The organism is Veillonella fallax, from assembly GCF_020687175.1.
GTDB lineage: Bacteria > Bacillota > Negativicutes > Veillonellales > Veillonellaceae > Veillonella > Veillonella fallax.
Map to the genome: position 1 here is coordinate 1 of NZ_JAJEQD010000016.1, position 13985 is coordinate 13985.

The 13985-nt window shown below is 40.0% G+C and carries 16 protein-coding genes; 2 read left to right on the plus strand and 14 right to left on the minus strand.

Going from position 1 to position 13985, the window contains the following annotated elements; all coding sequences use genetic code 11:
• Positions 1–339: 339 nt before the first annotated feature.
• The 5 genes from uraA to LKD20_RS07730 form a co-directional block, all read right to left on the minus strand.
• Positions 340–1623, minus strand: coding sequence for a uracil permease (uraA, locus tag LKD20_RS07710; RefSeq protein WP_105094708.1), 1284 nt, complete (start codon positions 1621–1623; stop codon positions 340–342).
• Between the two features lie 110 nt (positions 1624–1733).
• A complete protein-coding gene (locus LKD20_RS07715; RefSeq protein WP_227721372.1) occupies positions 1734–3077 on the minus strand; it encodes an FtsW/RodA/SpoVE family cell cycle protein in 1344 nt (447 codons plus the stop codon).
• Position 3078: 1 nt separating this feature from the next.
• Entirely contained in the window at positions 3079–3738 is a 660-nt protein-coding gene (gene trmB, locus LKD20_RS07720; RefSeq protein WP_105085248.1) for a tRNA (guanosine(46)-N7)-methyltransferase TrmB, read from the minus strand.
• A 171-nt stretch (positions 3739–3909) separates the two neighbouring features.
• A complete protein-coding gene (locus LKD20_RS07725) occupies positions 3910–4593 on the minus strand; it encodes a carboxymuconolactone decarboxylase family protein (protein WP_119207215.1) in 684 nt (227 codons plus the stop codon).
• Positions 4594–4871: 278 nt separating this feature from the next.
• Positions 4872–5120 (minus strand): hypothetical protein, encoded by a 249-nt coding sequence (locus tag LKD20_RS07730; RefSeq protein WP_227721373.1) that lies wholly within the window; start codon positions 5118–5120, stop codon positions 4872–4874.
• 362 nt (positions 5121–5482) lie between these two features.
• Here LKD20_RS07730 and LKD20_RS07735 point away from each other — a divergent pair, with 362 nt between their 5' ends.
• A complete protein-coding gene (locus LKD20_RS07735) occupies positions 5483–5980 on the plus strand; it encodes a MerR family transcriptional regulator (protein ID WP_227721374.1) in 498 nt (165 codons plus the stop codon).
• A gap of 92 nt (positions 5981–6072) precedes the next feature.
• Here LKD20_RS07735 and LKD20_RS07740 read toward each other — a convergent pair whose 3' ends face one another.
• Positions 6073–6321 carry a putative Se/S carrier protein gene (locus tag LKD20_RS07740; protein ID WP_105094705.1) on the minus strand — a complete coding sequence of 83 codons (249 nt, stop codon included), beginning with the start codon at positions 6319–6321 and terminating at the stop codon, positions 6073–6075.
• 17 nt (positions 6322–6338) lie between these two features.
• A complete protein-coding gene (gene yedE, locus LKD20_RS07745) occupies positions 6339–7400 on the minus strand; it encodes a YedE family putative selenium transporter (RefSeq protein WP_227721375.1) in 1062 nt (353 codons plus the stop codon).
• A gap of 120 nt (positions 7401–7520) precedes the next feature.
• Between yedE and LKD20_RS07750 the strand changes: the two genes are divergently transcribed.
• On the plus strand, positions 7521–8678 hold the full coding sequence (locus tag LKD20_RS07750; RefSeq protein ID WP_227721376.1) for an aminotransferase class V-fold PLP-dependent enzyme: 1158 nt from the start codon (positions 7521–7523) through the stop codon (positions 8676–8678).
• A 48-nt stretch (positions 8679–8726) separates the two neighbouring features.
• On the opposite strand, the gene nifB is transcribed toward LKD20_RS07750, so the two are convergent.
• The 7 genes from nifB to LKD20_RS07785 all read right to left on the minus strand — a co-directional run bounded on the left by nifB (position 8727) and on the right by LKD20_RS07785 (position 13939).
• Positions 8727–9557, minus strand: a complete 831-nt coding sequence (nifB, locus tag LKD20_RS07755; RefSeq protein ID WP_227721377.1) for a nitrogenase cofactor biosynthesis protein NifB — start codon at positions 9555–9557, stop codon at positions 8727–8729.
• A gap of 2 nt (positions 9558–9559) precedes the next feature.
• Positions 9560–10366 (minus strand): 4Fe-4S binding protein, encoded by an 807-nt coding sequence (locus LKD20_RS07760; RefSeq protein ID WP_227721378.1) that lies wholly within the window; start codon positions 10364–10366, stop codon positions 9560–9562.
• Positions 10359–11222: a substrate-binding domain-containing protein gene (locus tag LKD20_RS07765; protein WP_227721379.1), complete on the minus strand. Its 864-nt coding sequence runs from the start codon at positions 11220–11222 to the stop codon at positions 10359–10361. Before LKD20_RS07765 ends, LKD20_RS07760 begins: the two co-directional genes overlap by 8 nt.
• Before the next feature lie 417 nt (positions 11223–11639).
• On the minus strand, positions 11640–11870 hold the full coding sequence (gene rpsR / locus LKD20_RS07770; protein WP_004693795.1) for a 30S ribosomal protein S18: 231 nt from the start codon (positions 11868–11870) through the stop codon (positions 11640–11642).
• Between the two features lie 39 nt (positions 11871–11909).
• A complete protein-coding gene (locus LKD20_RS07775) occupies positions 11910–12308 on the minus strand; it encodes a single-stranded DNA-binding protein (protein WP_004693797.1) in 399 nt (132 codons plus the stop codon).
• 19 nt (positions 12309–12327) lie between these two features.
• On the minus strand, positions 12328–12612 hold the full coding sequence (gene rpsF / locus LKD20_RS07780) for a 30S ribosomal protein S6 (RefSeq protein ID WP_004693799.1): 285 nt from the start codon (positions 12610–12612) through the stop codon (positions 12328–12330).
• Positions 12613–12754: 142 nt separating this feature from the next.
• Complete coding sequence (locus LKD20_RS07785) at positions 12755–13939, minus strand: multidrug effflux MFS transporter (protein WP_227721380.1); 1185 nt, start codon at positions 13937–13939, stop codon at positions 12755–12757.
• Positions 13940–13985 lie beyond the last annotated feature (46 nt).

Here is a 13985-nt window from a genome sequence, read left to right on the forward strand (position 1 = left end):
TATGTGGTATTTGCATAACCATTTTGTGTGCGCAAGGCTCTGTGTCTTTGTTGCCATATAAAATCACCTTTCTTTTGTATATAATGCGGCTTGAACACCTACATTATACTTAAGCAAGGTGATTTTTTTGTATAACTTTCGTTGCCGCACCCGCATAGCGGGTGGTTTTATGATTCGCGACTACGTCGCGAACCAGTCTAAAGACAATAATAAAAACGACTACTTTCACAGGATCATACCTGATTCAGTAGTCGTTATTTATAAAGTATATTAGTTTAAAGCTTTACTATTGTCAGTCATCATCGTAAGATGCTATTTCATCAATAGGTTTGACTATAATTATACTTCTGTTTTTTTCAATTGGTCATTACCAACGCCTGTTTTTTGAAGAATCAATAGGATGATACTCATTGCCATGCCTACTACAGTCGCAAGGCCCATGCCTTTCAACACAACAGGACCTACAGCAAGTTCAGCACCGCTAAGGCCTACAACAAGGATAACAGATGTTAAGATCATGTTCACAGGATTTGTATAATCTACCTTGCGTTCTACAAGCATGCGCAAACCGGATGCTGCAATGATACCGAACAAGAGAATGGATACACCCCCCATAACCGGTACTGGGATAGCATGGATAAGAGCAGCTACTTTACCTACAAAGGAGATAATCATAGCAAGAACAGCAGCACCGCCGATAACCCATACACTGAAGCAACGGGTGATAGCGAGTACACCGATGTTTTCACCATATGTCGTATTTGGTGTAGCACCAAAGAAACCAGATAAAATATTCGCAAGACCATCACCGAGCAAAGAACGTTGTAAGCCTGGTTCTTTCATCAAGTCTTTGGATACGATGTTACTAGTTACAACCAAGTGACCTACATGTTCTGCAAATACTACAAAGAGTGCTGGCATAATCATGATGATTGCATTGATATCAAATACAGGCATGCCATAGAACTGCGGTAAGGAGAACCAAGGTGCAGCCTCTACGCTAGAGAAATCAACAACACCCATAAAGGCGGATAATATATAGCCGGAAACAACGCCAATCAAAACAGGGATAACTGCTAAGAAACCACGGAACACAACAGTACCAAGCAAGGTAACAACTAAGGAAAACATAGAAATAAATACAGCTTGGCTGTGGCTCATGCCCAAATCTTGATTACCAATAAGGCCAGACATGCTCATCGCTACTGGTGCCAATTCCAAACCAATAATAGCAACGATAGCACCCATGGCAGCCGGTGGGAATAACTTATCAATCCAACGCGTACCAATATAGCGAACTAGAACAGATAAAATCACAAAGGATAAACCAAATACAACGAAGGCACCTTTAGCTGCCTCATAACCGAGGCCGGCAGATAATACACCAGCTACAGGAGCAATGAAAGCAAAGCTAGAACCGAGGTATGCAGGGATTTTACCTTTACATACGAATAGGTATAGCAATGTACCGATACCATTCATAAATAAAGCTGTTGCAGGATCTACCTTTAACAAATATGGTACTAATACAGTAGAGCCAAACATAGCAAATAAATGTTGGAAACTAAGTGGCAACATACGCCCCCAAGACGGGCGCTCTTGAATATCAATATAATCCTTCATTTTTTCCTCTCACCACAATAACAACACTAGGTTCCAACGCTATACCCGGTATGATATAGCATTGGATTTTACACATATATGTTACTCTTATGAAACATAAGAATTACACATCAATTTTTAGGTCTCGGACGTCTACGCGTTGGTCTTCTAGGCTCTCTAGGTCTAAACGGACCAGGCATTTCAGTCTTGTCTGTTTCTTGAGTCGCCTTAGGTTTGAAGCGACTTTGTGTCTCTTCACGCAAGGATGGTAAATCCTCAGTCGTACCAACTTGTTTTACCCCTTCTACATTACGGCGACCAACACTAGCTAACAAGCCTATGGCCATAAAGTTCATTAACAATGAAGAACCGCCATAACTAATAAATGGCAAAGGCACACCTGTTACCGGCATAATACCGCAAACCATGGCAATGTTAAATAATGCTTGTCCACTGATGAGCAAGGTTATCCCCATCGCTAACCATTTGCCAAATTCATCGCGAGATCGATTAGCAATGCGGAATCCAAAGAATGTAAAAGCTGCCACCAAAAGAACTACAAAGACAGCTCCAACAAAGCCCATTTCTTGAGCCCACACGGCAAATGCAAAGTCTGTATGTGCTTCTGGCAAGTAAAAGTACTTAGATGTACCTTGCATAAAGCCTTCCCCAAGAATACCGCCAGAACCTACGGCCAAAAGGCCTTGCACCGTTTGATAGCCCATATCTTGAGCATGAGGCCAAGGGTCGAACCAAGACTGAATCCGTTCCCAACGATACGGTGACATACGAGCTGCAATAAAGCCTATCACACCAGCTACAGCAAAGGCACCACCAAAGAACTGACCATCAAAACCTGCTAAATAAATTAATATGAAGGAGAACCCAAAGATTAGCACAGTTGTCCCCATATCTGGTTGCAAGATTGTTAACACTGCAAAGATGATAGGCCAAACTAACATTGGCAACATATAACCTACGCGTTCACTCACATAACCTTGTAAGTTTGTGAGTGGATTATTATATCTTGATTTACCCCATTTTCTCATGGTACTCAATTTAGCGGATGTCCATATTATGGCAGCTAACTTGGCAAATTCCGACGGCTGTATCGATACAGGACCGATAACAATCCACCGACGCGCACCATTAATGACAGAGCCCGCCACAAGAACTAACACCATGCCTATTAGGGTTGCAATCATTATGCGTTGCAACATATGTGGCTTTTGTAGTTGTCTATAGTCATACCGATATAAAATAACACCTATTGCCATTGAAAGAAATAGGAAACCTATATGTTTTGAAAAGTACCCTAAAAGCCCTGTATTTTCGTAAATAGAGCTAATATAGGTGGCACTGAAGATATTCACACTACCTATAATCGTGATGAGCAATATAGGTAAGAGCATACCTTGTAAATCATTTTTAAAGAGTGAGCCCCACCGACTATCCCCCTTATTCGGTGTTTCCATGTTAAGCCTCCTTTTGTACTTTTGGCTTAATTGCTTCTAAGCGAAAAATAGGTTGCCCTTTAGCACTAAACTTTTCTTCATACTCAGTTTTTACATTTGGAAGGTCTGTACTATGTAAATCATAGGTTACATTTTTAAGTTCCCATCCGCATTCTTTGAATTCTTCAAGAGAGAACATAAATAAGCCTTCATTATCAGTTTTAAAGTGAACCTCACCACCGTCTTTTAAAAGACGAGCATAACGATCGAGGAATGTATGATATGTGAGGCGACGCTTAGCATGTTTTGCCTTAGGCCATGGGTCACAGAAGTTGATATAGAAGCGATCTACTTCACCTGGCGCAACAATCTCTTCAATACCAGCAATATCAAAGAGAGATACCTTAGCATTATCTCGTTCTGCTTCAAAAATCTTTTGTGCTGCGTAATAAATTACCCCAATTTGCACTTCAAATCCTACGAAGTTAGCATCTGGATACGCTTCGGCCATACCCGCAATAAAGCGTCCCTTACCTGTACCAAGCTCCATATATAATGGTCGTTCAGGATGTGCAAACAACTCACGCCATTTACCCTTATACTGCTCTTGACCAGATAAAATAATATGAGAGTCATATTCGTGGATAGCTTCATCAATCCACGGTTTCCTACGAAGGCGCATACTTTCTCCTTACATCTATATTAATTATTAATTATATCTATTATTACAGGTCATATACCTATCTTATTAATTATAGAAAAGGGGGCGTTAAACGTCAATTATATTTCCCTTTTCTACATATGATTTAGAACATAAAAAGACCTACCTCCGAAGAAGTAGGTCTAAATGATATTAGAAAATCAAAGTTTCAAGATTTTCAATTTGATATTTGCTGAGGCCAAGCTCAGATAAACTCTTTTCAGATGCAGCGAATAGATTATTTTTACCTACACGCGTACCTAAAGCTGCGGCAGCGACCAATTCACGGTCTAATTTACCTAGGCGAGAACGATTGCGATTTTGTGGTTTCGGCTTCTTCATACGGAACGTATTATATTGAACCCCTTCCTTAGCGTCCTCAGGCTTCTGCTTTGTTAAAGCAGCCCCATTAGTGCCATTCCCCAATAAAGCACTAAGTCCTGTTTGCTTAGGAACCATTTTTTCGTAATCAGCACCAAACTCAGGGCGCTCTTCACGCAATTGATCGAATGTAGCTAGAGCTGCATTCATTTGCTTCAAACCAGCAGCAGAGTAAAGTTGACGAATCGCAATACTCACCTCTTGCGGTGTCAACGTACCTCGCTCAATAGCAGAAGCGATTGTACTTTTCAACGCACCTTGATCACCGGACGCTGTATAGCGACCGATATCAACTAAGTCTTTTTGACGTGCATTGAGTTCTTTAGGCGTATATATATTTATCTCAGATATAGACGGCGCCTGCTTAGAAGGCTGTTCTCCCGCCCCATTAGCCTCAGACATATAGCCACCGGCGACGATGGCCACGGCTAATGTTAAGGTTAATACTTTTTTCAACGTCTTAGAATCTCCCTTTTCATTAATACTTACTTATATAATACTGTGATATTTCTGTACATTAACAACAAACTTGTTCTACTGTAATACATACTGTAGATAATATTATATAATACTTCATCTAATTTTTATAGTCCTATTCGAAAAAAATCTATAATCTTTTAACATTTTTTATATTTTTATAAAATATAACATTAAAATAATGCAGTAGAAATCGGAAATTCACTAGATTCCTACTGCATTTATAGAGAGAATTATTTATTTAATATTTTATCAAACTAAACGGATAAAATTTGTTTGGCATCAGCCACAATCTGTTCTAAAGAAACTCCATTGTCTCTTAACAGTTCAGTTGCATCATAACGATCGTGGAACTCTTTAGCAATACCTTCACCACGGCGAGTTACTTGAGATTTATGTAAAATACTGTAATCTGTCGTATCAACCACACCAGTAGATACAAACTCACCTACAGGAACACGAATGGCTACAGGATGATCCTGTTGATGTACGGCATATTCCGTCATAGCCAATAGTTCTTCATTATTGGTAGGTGCTAAATTGACGAGCTTGTGCCGTTAGATCTGTTAATTCAGTAAGGGATAAGCCTTTTAAATCGGCTGGAGATTTTATATCAATTAAGTTCATATGTGTTCCTTTCATTAGGTGTCATATAACAATACAACCTCTAGAATTTGTATTGTATTACTAACCGTGCTATACTGTATGTCCAGCATGTAATAAGTATAGAACTTAAAGTTAGGTTTAAGTCAAGCGAGAACGTAAAACTTAACTCTAACCTTAAAAATATACGTATATTATACGCTTAATACATTACTCCTGACACTAAATCTTTTACGAATTTAATATGAACCCAAAAGGAGGTCCTATGACATATACTGTTGGCGAAATCGCAAAAAAACTAAATGTTGCACCTTCTACATTACGTTATTATGATAAAGAAGGCTTATTGCCCTTCGTAGAACGTTCTGCTGGTGGTATTCGTGTATTCCATGACGAAGACATGGATTGGTTAGAATTGATTGAATGCATGAAGCATACAGGTATGCCTATTAAGGAAATAAAACATTTTATCGACTACTGCGTCGAAGGTGATAGTCGCATTAATGAAAGATTATCTATTATTAGAAATCAACGAGATCGCGTATTAGTAGAAATCGAACACCTACAAGCACGCTTGTCCATGCTAGAATTTAAAACATGGTTTTACGAACAAGCTAAGGCTAATGGAACTACTAGCTTTTATGAAAGCTTAACACCTGATGACGTTCCTGTAGAGTATCATAAATACTTTGAACGCAAATGGCGCGCTGATAAAGAAGCCGCTGAAAAAGGTGAATCACCTAAAAAATATAGAGCTGTATAACAAAGAGGAGCTATCCAACGGATAGCTCCTCTTTTACATTACAAAATGATTATAGAACCGCTTATATTAGCAACGCTAAGAGGCTCTAAGGTTTATTTATTGGGACTTTCAAATATAGTTCTATACCCCTTATCAGTGACAGCAACGATTTGCTCAATCTCCTCTGTAGGATCATCTGTAAACGTAAAGCTTTCACCGGCATCAAATGATGCACTTGTACCACAGGAAGAACTCAAATCGCGTGGCACCGGACGAAGTTCTATATTTGTTACCCCTTCAGGAGCCTCTCGTTTAAAACGAATGGCTCCAAAGTGAGAGTAAAACGTAGCAATATATTTCATAGTCACTCATTTCTAACTCAAGCATTGGCACGTTTTGTATTAACTACAGCAATAATAAATGCTACTACAAAACCAACAACTACAGCAATTTCACCATTTAATGTAGGGCCTGCACCAGAAGCGGCTAAGCCAAAATTATGAGCAAATGCTGCACCAGCCCCGAGGCCAAGTACTGTAACAGCAGAATCGGAATTACCTTCACCAGTCATAATTAATTGACGCAACGGACAACCGCCAAGCAATACGCTACAGAAACCAGCAAGCGCCATGCCTAGGAAGTTCCACAATCCATCTGTATGTGCAATCGGTTGGTTTTCAAAGCCAAGATGGAAATTACCAAAGCTAATATTTACAACGAATACACCAACGAGAACAGCTAAATAACCAAAGATAAGGATAGATTTTTTGAACAAGAATAAATCGCGGAAACCACCAACGGTACAAAGACGGCTAACTTGAGATAAGCCACCTACCACGAGGCCTGCCGCCAATGAAATTAACCAAGGTGCATGCATAGCACCAGGACCTTTTTGACTAAAGAAGATAAATGCTGGAGCCGCTACTACTAAAACTAGCAAACCAACTTGGATAGCAGGCATCATAGCGGACTCTAATTTACTCAATGCATAGGTACGCTGTAAAGAATAACCTTTTTTCAAGAATATAGTACCAAAGCCGATACCACCAGCAAAACCAGCAATGCCGAACAACGCATTTAAGTCACCGCCGCCAAGTCTTAAAATCATACGAATCGGACAGCCGAGGAACATCAAAGCACCAATCATAACAAAGAAGCCGAGAATAAATCGAATAATTGGAGAAGAACCACCTTTGCTTTGGTGTTCACCACGAATCATGGATAATAAATAAGCCCCTAAAATAAGACCGATAATTTCTGGGCGAATGTACTGTACCGGCGCAGCACGATGTAGACCTAGGCCACCGACAGTATCGCGAACAAAGCAAGCAATACAGAAGCCCATATTGCCCGGATTGCCAGCCAATACGAGGAAGCCTGCAATAGCGCCAATAATAAGGCCTGCAATAATTAAATTCCTTTTTTCATGAGACCCACTCATAATAAACTCCTTTCAAACAAACTACACTACAAATGTATGAGTATATACTCCTACCCTATCAAGCATATGACTCATGATATAATAACCATAAATACACCTTGTTATTCATGGAGATTACCTATGGACTATATCTATTTAGATAATGCAAGTACCACGTTTCCTAAAGCACCTAATGTGGCTAATGCCATGGCAAACTATATAACGAACTACGGTATTAATATTAACCGTGGCTCCTATGCTCTCGCCTACGATGTAGAGGATATTATCTATACAACAAGACACCGACTAAATACCTTATTCAACGGCCATGATCCATCGCATGTCATCTTTACGCAAAATGTGACGATGAGCTTAAATATGGTCATCAAGGGCCTATTGAAAGCAGGTGATCATGTACTCGTTAGCTCTATAGAGCACAATGCAGTTATGAGACCTCTTACCCAACTACTGGATAAGGGCATTACCTTTGATATTATTCCTTGTGATGTTACAGGCTCTATTGAAAAAGATGCCATTAAGTCTCTTATCCGTCCAAATACAGTGGCTATTATTACCAACCACGCATCTAATGTATGTGGTACCATACAGCCTATTGAATCAATAGGTGCTATCTGCAAGGCTCATAATCTACATTTCATTGTAGACGCAGCCCAAACAGCTGGTGTTATCCCTATTGATGTGAAAGCATATCATATAGATGCACTTTGCTTTACGGGTCATAAAGGCTTATTGGGACCACAAGGTATTGGTGGCATTATTTTAACCAAAGAAATGGCTCAAATCTTAACACCTCTTATCGCCGGCGGTACAGGCAGCTTTTCACATTTAGAAACGATGCCTACTAACATGCCCGACGCCTTTGAAGCAGGCACGTTAAATCTACCTGGCATTATCGGCCTCAATGAAGGAGTTTCCTACATCGAATCGATCGGCATGGAGAATATCCACAACCACGAACTAGCTTTGACAAAAGCCTTTCTCGAAGGTTTACACTCAATAACTGGAGTTAACATCATCGGCAAACAAGATATCCAAGATAGAACAGCCGTCGTATCCATCACAATTGATGATATGGATGCTGCCAGTATTGCATATGAACTAGAGTCAAAGTATCACATCATGACACGCGTCGGACTACACTGTGCCCCACGAGCACACCAAACGCTAGGTACCTATCCAGAAGGAACTGTGCGATTCTCCTTTGGCTATGCTAACACATATGAAGATGTGGAAACCGCATTATCTGCGCTACATAGAATCCTTAAAAATACTAAATAATACATAATCGTTAAGGCTATATACTCTGGTATATAGCCTTTTATGCTTCTACGCTTCACACAAACGACCAATAGCATCAGCTCTACAACGTTTACAGTGCGTCATCTGCGGCACATAGTGACCAATAAACTGACGCATATTGTCAATCTCTTCTGCAGTCGGTCCTCGATGGTTTTCAAAGGCTGTATCATGAACTGGAATCATAGCAATACAGTTCATCAAATCTACGCCCCATGCTTCTGCTTGTTTAGCGATAGCTGGTACATGGTCCATATTTACATCAGGTACTACTACAGTATTAATCTTAACGATGATGTTCTTTTCCTTTAATTTACGAATACTTTCAGCCTGACGTTCTAATAAGATACGGGCCCCATCAATCCCCTTATAGATGTTCCCATCATAGCGAACCATGGAATACACATGTTTAGCAATCTCTGGATCAATAGCATTAGCCGTAATCGTTACATGAGTAATCCCTAAATCAGCGATTTCATCGACATAATCAGGCACTGCCAAGCCATTACTAGATAAACAGAGCATGACGTGAGGGAAATCTTTTTTTACAAGACGGAATGTTTCAAGTGTCTTATCCGCATCACACATAGGATCTCCAGGTCCTGCAATGCCCACAACAGAAATATCCTTACGTGCATCAAATACCTTATGCACAAAGGCTGCTGCCTCTTGTGGCGTATAAACATGTTGCGTCACGCCCGGTCTATTTTCGTTAGCGCAATCGTACTTGCGATTACAATAATTACATTGAATATTACAATTCGGTGCAACTGGCAAATGTAAACGTCCCCAATTAGCGGCAGCATCCTTGTTGTAACATGGATGATTTTGTAGGAAACTTTGTCCTTGAACTTCTTTCATAATTAACCTTTCCGACCAAATCTAATAGCATCTTTATGGCATACATGCAAACAGTCACCACAGTTGGTGCAATTCATTTCATTTGGTCGTGTACCCATTTCACAAACACGTAGACACGCATCACAATCGTCACAATCACTAGTTTTATATACTTTAAAAATGGAAATTTTCCGTAATAATTCCATTACCCCACCAAATGGACATACAAAGCGACACCAAGCATTGGCGATGATAAGGGAACCAGCAATGATGGACACGACCGTTATAGTGCGAGCCGCCCAATACCATTCGGAGAACTGCATAGATAAAATGACTGCATTAAAATATTCATCGCTCGTCCGAATAGGAATCATAATACGGGGATTACCAAATTTGAAATACACAATAAGACCTAAAATTATAGTAGCTACCATGCCGAGTTGTAGGAATCGCATGTAATGTTTACGATTTCTTAAAGGCCCCATAGATATTTTTCCCAGCATTTGGTTAACCCATCCACTTGGACAGAACCAGCTACAAAATGCACGGCCAAAGAATACGACCATAATTGGCAGAATAATCCACCAAGCATAGAAATATGTCGTAATACGGCCCCAGCAGGTAATCATGGAGCAGCTTTCACAGTTAACAAACGGCACGATATAAGGGCATCGGAATATGCCATAGTACACCCATTTCCCCATAATGAAGAGGAAGATAAACTGTACAATACGACGCCAAAGGGTTAAATTTTTAGGCGCTTGCTTTCCAGATACACCAGAATTACCTTGAGTTCCACAGGTTGCAGATGACGGACAGTGATTACACATCTTTTACACCAAACCTTTCTATCAAATCGAGACCTCTCGCACTATGAACGGATGTGAACCCGTGATTTTCTAAGATTTGTTGTCCTTCTTGGGACCGTGTAAATTCAATATAATCGGCAGCCAATGCACGATCTTGTACATATTTCATTGTATTAATAGTGAAAGTAAGCGGTGCAGGTGGCACAAATTGTGCAGGTATGGAGAAGTACTCTATACGATCCTTGAACCGATCATGTGTGGTAAGGCGTTTTTCAATGATGGATACATCGGCTTTACCTTCTACGAGGTCACACATCATGGAAATTACACAAGCACTTTCAGCCATTAAGTTTTTCATGATACCATCTGTCAAACCAGATAATTTCATGATACCCTTTACAGATGCACTACCTGGTGGAGATGCGCCTAGCGGCAACATAACGCGTACACCAGGCTCGGCCATATCCTTCAAGTCCCGAATCCCTGCCGGATTCCCCTTAGGTGTAACGATAACGTAATCCGTAAAACATAATGGCTCAAAAGCAATACTTACGCCTTTTTTGCGCATATTTTTCGCTAGATCTAAACCACGAGCCCCAAAGACTTCTGTGCGACTCTTCTCAGCCAACAAGGATTTACCAATAGCCCCGGCAAAGGCACCCGTATACTGAATATTGTGCCCCGTGTGCATCGTATACACTTGGTTTAAATCAAGGAACGCTTCGGACAAACCGCCACATGTCCACACTTGTAATGAGTCAGACTGTGTTGGCTTGTAAGCCCCTCGTATAAACGACGGCACCGCTGATGCGGCTGCTAAAGCTAAAGCACCACCAATAAACTGGCGACGGGATATATCCTTTTTCAAAAATCCCATGTACTTACCACCTTTCACTGAACTTTACAGTACTAAGCATATACTCACATTATAGTATAAAAATCATAAGTTTCTCTGATGATATGTATAAGTTTGTTTAATTTGTTTATATCGATTAGTCATGTAAGTACTATGCTTAAAGGTATTATTATAAAATTTTAAGATATATTTCCATATCTATTTTATTGAATATTTATTCTATGCGTTAAATATGCTATTTTGTTAGGTTTAGTGAATCTAAAACTTCCTCTATGCATTCAGTGCATAGTAAATAAGAATAATCAGCTCTATAGACTATATTTAGACGCTTTACAGCACACATCACTCTTTAAGGTTTAAATTTGCTATAAGACAATATGGCCAAAAGAACGCAAAAAGGCGGTACAACCAAATGGTTGTACCGCCTTGATTCATCAATTATTCAGCAGTGAATGGCAATAAAGCAATTGCACGTGCACGTTTGATAGATGTAGTCAATTTGCGTTGATGTTTTGCGCAAGTACCGGAAATACGACGAGGTAAGATTTTGCCGCGTTCAGTCGTAAAACGACGAAGTTTAGCAACGTCTTTATAGTCGATTTGATCGATATGGTCTGCACAGAAAACGCATACTTTTCTTCTTGGCTTTCTGCCTCTATCTCTTCTCATTGCGAATCCTCCTTTTCGAATTAGTAGGAGTCCCTGACACTAGAACGGGATGTTTTCGTCATCGCCGCCTGTACTGAAACTATCAAAATTGGACCCACCTTCGAAAGAATTAGTATTCATATCAAGGGATTGGCCCACAAAGTTCGCTACTACTTCAGTAACGTACCGTTTTTGACCGTCCTGAGTCTCGTAAGAACGAGTTTGCAAACGACCTTCTACAAAGCAACGACTGCCTTTACGAAGATTGCCTGCCGCTTCACCAAGTTTACCCCAAGCAACGCAGTTGATGAAAGCAGTTTGTTCTTTCGTCTCATTTGTTGTGGAATCAATATAGGTGTTTGTAGCAGCTACTGTGAAAGTTGCTACAGCACGACCAGTTTTGGTATAGCGTACTTCAGGATCACGAGCTAAATTACCTAGAATTTGTACAGAGTTCATGTTTTCCTCCAGGCTTTAATTATGCTTCGTGTTTAACAATTAGATGTCTTAGGACTTCATCGTTGATTTTCAATACACGATCGATTTCTTTGATTTCAGCAGGTGCTGCTTCAAAGTTGATCAATACATAGAAACCGTCAGTGAATTTCTTCACAGCGTAAGCAAGACGACGCTTGCCCCAACGATCTACCTTTTCTACTGTGCCGCCTACACGAGCAATTAAAGCTTCTACTTTTTCAATAACAGCGTTAGTTGCTTCCTCTTCAGCTGGTTTCACAATAAACATGACTTCGTATTTGTTCATACAAAATCACCTCCTCTTTCGGACTAATGCCCCTATCGACACATAGGGGTAGGAAGTGCTTACCATCAATAAGCCTTACTATTATAACCTAAAAAAAGAATGAAAGCAAGAGTTCAATTTTAAACCCTTGCTTTCACTAATATTATATACGATTATATTTTTCATCCTCAGGAAAAGCGATAATGGCGCAAATAATAACAAATAATGTAATAACCCCCATCATAGGATCTGCCGTATCGTTTGGTAAGAAGGTAAGCATCAACGATGATACAATACCACTACCATATTGCATAGCCCCTAATAATGCTGCCCCAGAGCCAGCCATTCTACCTGCTCTATCTAAAGCTAATGCATTCGTTACAGCCGCAATGATGCCGTTCATAGAGAAGAATAAAAAACAACCAATAACGATTAACCACAGCGAATGGTAGCCTAAGACAATCAGGCCCATTACAACGGATACACAAATAGCAGCAAATAAGGTGGCAAATCTCAATAATCTATCGAGACGTATAGCACTTACAATGCGTCGATTGATGGCGCTTAATAACATGACACCAATAATATTAACAGAAAAGAGATAACCAAAGTACTCTTTTGGTACCTCATAGACATCAATATATACATAAGGCGAACCTGTTAAAAACGCATAGATAGCAATATAAAAGGAACTGACACATAGCGTATACTTCATAAAGCCTTTATTGCGCAATAAAATCCAATAATTATTATAGGTATGAGCTATAGACTTTTTACTACGTTTCTCTACAGGATGTGTTTCAGGAATGACTAATACGGCAACAAGCATTAAAATACCGATGGCAACAAGCAACCAAAATATGGAATGCCATGTATACCACACTAGTAAATGCCCTGCTAACATCGGCCCTGCAATAGGCGCTATAGCCATAACAATAGCCAAGGTAGATAGCATTTTTGCGGCCTCAGTCCGACCATATAAGTCACGAATCATAGCCCGTGACAACATGGGTCCTACACAGGCACCAAAAGCTTGGAAGACGCGCCAAGCTAGTAATTCCAGCATAGAGGAACTCAAGGCACAGCCTACTGAGCCTATGATAAATAAGACTATCCCTATAATTAGCGGCTTCTTACGACCAATTTTATCGCTAACAGCTCCCCAAAAAAGCTGAGCCAGCGCAAAACCTATTAAGAAACCAGTCAACGTTAATTCTGCATCACCATGGAGATCACGCCCCATCTCTGGCATGGCAGGCAAATAAATATCCGTCGACAACGATGTAAACGCCATCAAAGCACTTAATATAGAAGTAAAAAGCCATCCTTTATTGCTAATCGTCAGCATAAAGACACCACTTTCATATAAAATCGCACTATAATATGTATTTATT

Excerpts from the sequence above, each read along its gene's own strand:
- uraA (WP_105094708.1), bottom strand. The coding sequence starts at position 1,623 with ATGAAGGATTATATTGATATTCAAGAGCGCCCGTCTTGGGGGCGTATG.
- LKD20_RS07715 (WP_227721372.1), bottom strand. The coding sequence starts at position 3,077 with ATGGAAACACCGAATAAGGGGGATAGTCGGTGGGGCTCACTCTTTAAA.
- trmB (WP_105085248.1), bottom strand. The coding sequence starts at position 3,738 with ATGCGCCTTCGTAGGAAACCGTGGATTGATGAAGCTATCCACGAATAT.
- LKD20_RS07730 (WP_227721373.1), bottom strand. The coding sequence starts at position 5,120 with ATGACGGAATATGCCGTACATCAACAGGATCATCCTGTAGCCATTCGT.
- LKD20_RS07735 (WP_227721374.1), top strand. The coding sequence starts at position 5,483 with ATGACATATACTGTTGGCGAAATCGCAAAAAAACTAAATGTTGCACCT.
- LKD20_RS07740 (WP_105094705.1), bottom strand. The coding sequence starts at position 6,321 with ATGAAATATATTGCTACGTTTTACTCTCACTTTGGAGCCATTCGTTTT.
- yedE (WP_227721375.1), bottom strand. The coding sequence starts at position 7,400 with ATGAGTGGGTCTCATGAAAAAAGGAATTTAATTATTGCAGGCCTTATT.
- LKD20_RS07750 (WP_227721376.1), top strand. The coding sequence starts at position 7,521 with ATGGACTATATCTATTTAGATAATGCAAGTACCACGTTTCCTAAAGCA.
- nifB (WP_227721377.1), bottom strand. The coding sequence starts at position 9,557 with ATGAAAGAAGTTCAAGGACAAAGTTTCCTACAAAATCATCCATGTTAC.
- LKD20_RS07760 (WP_227721378.1), bottom strand. The coding sequence starts at position 10,366 with ATGTGTAATCACTGTCCGTCATCTGCAACCTGTGGAACTCAAGGTAAT.
- LKD20_RS07765 (WP_227721379.1), bottom strand. The coding sequence starts at position 11,222 with ATGGGATTTTTGAAAAAGGATATATCCCGTCGCCAGTTTATTGGTGGT.
- rpsR (WP_004693795.1), bottom strand. The coding sequence starts at position 11,870 with ATGAGAAGAGATAGAGGCAGAAAGCCAAGAAGAAAAGTATGCGTTTTC.
- LKD20_RS07775 (WP_004693797.1), bottom strand. The coding sequence starts at position 12,308 with ATGAACTCTGTACAAATTCTAGGTAATTTAGCTCGTGATCCTGAAGTA.
- rpsF (WP_004693799.1), bottom strand. The coding sequence starts at position 12,612 with ATGAACAAATACGAAGTCATGTTTATTGTGAAACCAGCTGAAGAGGAA.
- LKD20_RS07785 (WP_227721380.1), bottom strand. The coding sequence starts at position 13,939 with ATGCTGACGATTAGCAATAAAGGATGGCTTTTTACTTCTATATTAAGT.